This is a genomic window from Methylophaga sp. UBA1464 (genome assembly GCF_002325665.1).
Lineage (GTDB): Bacteria > Pseudomonadota > Gammaproteobacteria > Nitrosococcales > Methylophagaceae > Methylophaga.
On sequence record NZ_DCSO01000064.1, the window covers coordinates 618 to 5074 of the forward strand.

The following is a 4457-nucleotide window of genomic DNA, read 5'->3' on the forward strand; positions in this document are numbered from 1 at the left end:
CGTGGTGCAATGACGGGTCAGCTTGGCAGTGCCGAGAGTGAAAATGTGCAAGGTGAAACTCAAAAACAATTGGACATTATTACCAACGACATCATGGTTGATGCGCTGGAGTGGACCGGCCACCTGAGTGGCATGGTCTCTGAAGAAATCGATGAGCCGATTGCCATACCCGGGCATTTCCCCAAGGGAAAATATCTTGCTCTGTTTGATCCGTTGGATGGATCCTCGAATATTGATATCAACCTGACAGTGGGCACTATCTTTTCAATATTAAAGGGTCGCGAAGGCTGTAATGCCAGCCTGGAAGATTTTCTCCAATCAGGCAGCCAGCAGGTGTGTGCGGGTTTTGTATTATATGGTCCTTCAACCCTGATGATTCTGACTACTGGACATGGCGTTAATGGCTTTACGCTGGATCCGGATATCGGGGAATTCGTGCTGACCCATCGCAATATGACCATTCCCGAAGATTCGCAGGAATTTGCCATCAATATGTCCAACCAGCGTTTCTGGGAAGCATCTGTGCAACGTTACATTGATGAATGCATGCAAGGCCGGCAAGGTCCCCGCGGCAAGGATTTTAATATGCGCTGGGTCGCTTCCATGGTCGCTGAGGCTTATCGAATTCTGACCCGTGGCGGCATCTTCCTTTACCCGCTTGATCAGCGTGAGCCAGATAAAGGCGGCAAATTGCGGTTGATGTATGAAGCCAATCCCATTGGCTTTATTATTGAGCAGGCCGGAGGTCTTTGCTCAACGGGTCGACAACGTATTCTGGATATTCAGCCTGAGAGTATTCATCAACGTGTACCAGTCATTCTCGGCTCAAAAAATGAAGTTGAACGGGTGATTGATTACCATCTGCAAAAGTAAACAGAACCATTGTTCAAAATCGTTTTATCTAAGGTGTAAACATTATGCGTAAACCACTGGTGGCCGGAAATTGGAAAATGAACAATCCAACCGAAAGCCCGCGAACATTACTCCAGAATATTTTACACAGCGCCCATATGCTCGACAGCATCCTGTCCAGCAGTGAGAACGCTTTACCAATAGATATCGCTCTGTTTCCGCCATCGGTGTATCTCAGAGAAGCACAGGAAGTCCTGTCCGGTTCCAGACTTCAATGGGGCACCCAAAATGTCTCAGCCTACGATGAAGGGCCTTATACCGGTGAGATTTCGGCTTCAATGATTAAAGGCTTTGGTTGTCACTACGTTTTAATTGGCCACTCGGAACGTCGTTGCCTGTATGAAAAGTTGGAACTCGATCAGTATGTTTTAGATCAGATCGTCGCTGAAAAGTATGCCCAGGCAATCAACAATGATCTCACCCCGATTATCTGTATTGGCGAAACCGAAGATGACTATGAGTCAGGCAAAACAGAAGAAGTGATTGCTCGCTTACTGGATGTTTTAATTGCTCATAAAGGTCCAAAAGCATTAGCCAATGTTGTGCTGGCCTATGAACCTGTCTGGGCTATCGGCTCCGGCAAATCCGCTACCCCGGAATGGGCTCAGAGTGTACACAGCTTTATGCGCCAACGAATTGCCAGACATGATGTAGCCAGCAGTGAAACTGTTCGAATTATTTATGGTGGTAGCGTTAAAGCCCATAATGCTGCAGCAATCTTCTGCCAAGCAGATGTTGACGGAGGCCTTATCGGTGGCGCCTCACTCGACGCTGAGCAATTTATTCAAATCTGCTTTGCCGCGACTCAATCCTACACTTGCCAGCCCGGCCATATTAGCATCCAATCAATAAAAAAGCCTTAGCGCTAAAATTAACGCTAAGGCTTTGATTTAATTGGTGGGCCCACCAGGACTCGAACCTGGGACCAAGGGATTATGAGAATTATGGGCCTAAACTTGAAATTCTTTGATAGTCTTTTAATATCATTCACTTAACTCATTTTCGCACGTAATCGAGTTTGACATTTTTTGCATAAAATCGCTATTATTTGAGCGCTACTGTCTACATAGTGTCTACATGGGGCCCAAAGGGATTTTTTACAAAGACTAGGATTCAAACACGTGCAAAAACCTTCATACACAAGCCATATCATATTGTTTTTAAATACAAATATCTCATGTAGACACACATGAGGATCACAAAATCATTTGTAGACAAGACGCTTCCACCCACACCAAAACCTGGTCAAGTGTCTACACAGAGCTTCTATCGAGACGATTCTATTCCTGGCTTTGCTCTGAGAATTACCAGTAATGGGGCTAAATCCTTCATCGTTGAAAAACGCATTAATGGCCGTGTTAAACGCATTACGTTGGGTCGCTACGGTAATTTAACCGTTGAACAAGCACGTACCCAAGCGATGAACATTTTAGGGCAAGTCGCCACAGGCAGAGATCCCCTATCAGAAAAAAGAGAAAAGAATGCTCGTTCCATTACCTTGATAGAAGTCTTTCGAGATTACTTAGCCACTCGTAAAGATCTCAGTGATAGCACTAGTCATGATTACACCCGACACATAAATGCATCATTTGCTGATTGGCAGACAAAACCCATTGCTGAAATTACTAAAGATATGGTGGAAAAACGGCATAGAGAGTTAGGCAAAAAAAGCCATGCTAGAGCTGACGGATCTATGAGAGTTTTAAAAGCTTTTATCAACCATGCCAAAAACAAATTTGAAGATGCGAATGGTAACCCGATCATTTTGGTTAATCCGGTTGAACGTCTGAGCCAAATTCGAGCCTGGTACAAAGTTGAGAGACGTAAAACGCTTATTAAAGCTCATCAGCTATCGGCCTGGTATCAAGCCACGCTTCAACTAAACTATGAAACAACCAGAGATTATCTGCATTTTCTGTTGTTTACTGGCCTAAGACGCTCAGAAGCAGCAAAACTACAATGGCATCAAATTGATTTTGAAGACCTGACATTCACCATTGAAGAAACGAAGAATGGAGAAGCTCACACGCTCCCCTTATCTGATTTTTTAGAGGCATTACTTCGAAGAAGATACGAATCCAGACAAGGTTATTATGTATTTCCAAGTGACTCGAAAACTGGTTACATTCAAGATCCGCGTAAGTCTTTACTTCGCGTTTCTGAATTGTCAGGAGTAGACTTTACACTTCACGACCTTAGAAGAACGTTCCTTACGATTGCAGAAAGTATCGATATTCCTGCCTATGCTTTGAAACGATTAGTCAATCATAAAGATCCAAGAGATGTTACAGCAGGCTATATAATCAGTAATGTTGATAGACTAAGAGAGCCAATGCAAAAAATAACTGACTCACTCTTATCATTCATGAATAATAACCAGAATGGAAACCAAAAAAGAGGGATCTCTGATGACTTTTGATATTGCTTTTTACTCACTTCTAATTGGAATTGTTGGTTCGGTATTGGCTAAATATATTTCCCCGCCTATAGAGAAGCTATTGAGTAACCAATTTAAAAAGCTCAGAGGTAGGTTTATTGCTAAAAAGGAATTGAGAACACGACTAATTGAAGAAATTGCTTCTGATGGCACGCTTCTCCAATTGGCAGCCATGCGATCCTACTTCATAGATATGTTTTTTATGCTCGCATTCATCGCATATCTAGCACTCCCTCCGCTTAGTTTGGCTAACATGGTTGGCTCTCTTGGTTTTGGATTTATGGCTATGGCTGCGGCATATAAGGGTGGGAAATTACGCAAATTAGTAAATGAAGCAAAAAAACAATACCAAAAAAACCTTCAGGAAAGTAAGCAAGCTAATACAAATCTACAATCATGAATCCTTCATTAGAAGATCCTTTCCTAAACATTTTGTTCTTCTAAATTTTTGAGTGTTCTTCCAGAATCATCACACCAGTGATTTCGACCATTAATAGAATAGCCAACAATGACTGCCGCAGCTTGTGAAGGGCTAGTAAAAAGTTGATTCGAAGTAAAAATTAGTTTTCCGCCGTGTTCAGTAATTATTCCCGAAGAAACTAGCTCATCTCTAAGTTTTTTATAGCCATTACCAAGACTTTCTCTGGTATTACTGGATAACTGCGACCCTTTTAAGACAACAATTCCCTCATCACTAATTTCTGCGAAAGCTAATATTCCAGAAACATTCAATCTAAGTTTTAAATTCAAAATATCTTGCTCAGGCTTGGGAATAACAACTTGCTGAGCTTCATTTTCATGTCCTGCGGGAGCTTCGAGGACTTTGTGGCCAACCACTCCAAGCAGTGTTCGTAAATTACCGATAAATTCTTCCATCGAATCCCTATCACCACGAGGTAAAACTGGCAGTTGTGGGCCGTTTCCATTTTGAAGCACATATCGATTCGCTGATTTCGCAAGACTAAGCAACCTTGATTCGAGGTATTTCACATGAGCCTTAGTCAGATTTTCATCTTTGCTCGTGAAAAAAACTATTTCGTTCCAGAAGTCTTTATTAAGCGCATGGTTTTGTAGCCTGTCGTATACATTTTCAGCTTCTCCAATATAT

At 42.3% G+C, this 4457-nt stretch carries 5 protein-coding genes; 4 read left to right on the top strand and 1 reads right to left on the bottom strand.

Going from position 1 to position 4457, the window contains the following annotated elements:
- From B3O33_RS07720 to B3O33_RS07735, 4 genes are all read left to right on the top strand, one after another.
- On the top strand, positions 1 to 873 hold an 873-nt coding region (locus B3O33_RS07720; protein WP_292363338.1), incomplete at its 5' end, for a class 1 fructose-bisphosphatase.
- 44 nt (positions 874 to 917) lie between these two features.
- Positions 918 to 1775, top strand: a complete 858-nt coding sequence (tpiA, locus tag B3O33_RS07725) for a triose-phosphate isomerase (protein WP_292360997.1) — start codon at positions 918 to 920, stop codon at positions 1773 to 1775.
- Positions 1776 to 2101: 326 nt separating this feature from the next.
- A complete protein-coding gene (locus tag B3O33_RS07730; protein ID WP_292363339.1) occupies positions 2102 to 3331 on the top strand; it encodes a tyrosine-type recombinase/integrase in 1230 nt (409 codons plus the stop codon).
- On the top strand, positions 3321 to 3749 hold the full coding sequence (locus B3O33_RS07735) for a hypothetical protein (protein ID WP_292361000.1): 429 nt from the start codon (positions 3321 to 3323) through the stop codon (positions 3747 to 3749). Before B3O33_RS07730 ends, B3O33_RS07735 begins: the two co-directional genes overlap by 11 nt.
- 23 nt (positions 3750 to 3772) lie before the next feature.
- Here the strand turns inward: B3O33_RS07735 and B3O33_RS07740 are convergent.
- The coding region (locus tag B3O33_RS07740; protein WP_292363341.1) for a GIY-YIG nuclease family protein at positions 3773 to 4457 on the bottom strand (685 nt) is incomplete at its 5' end.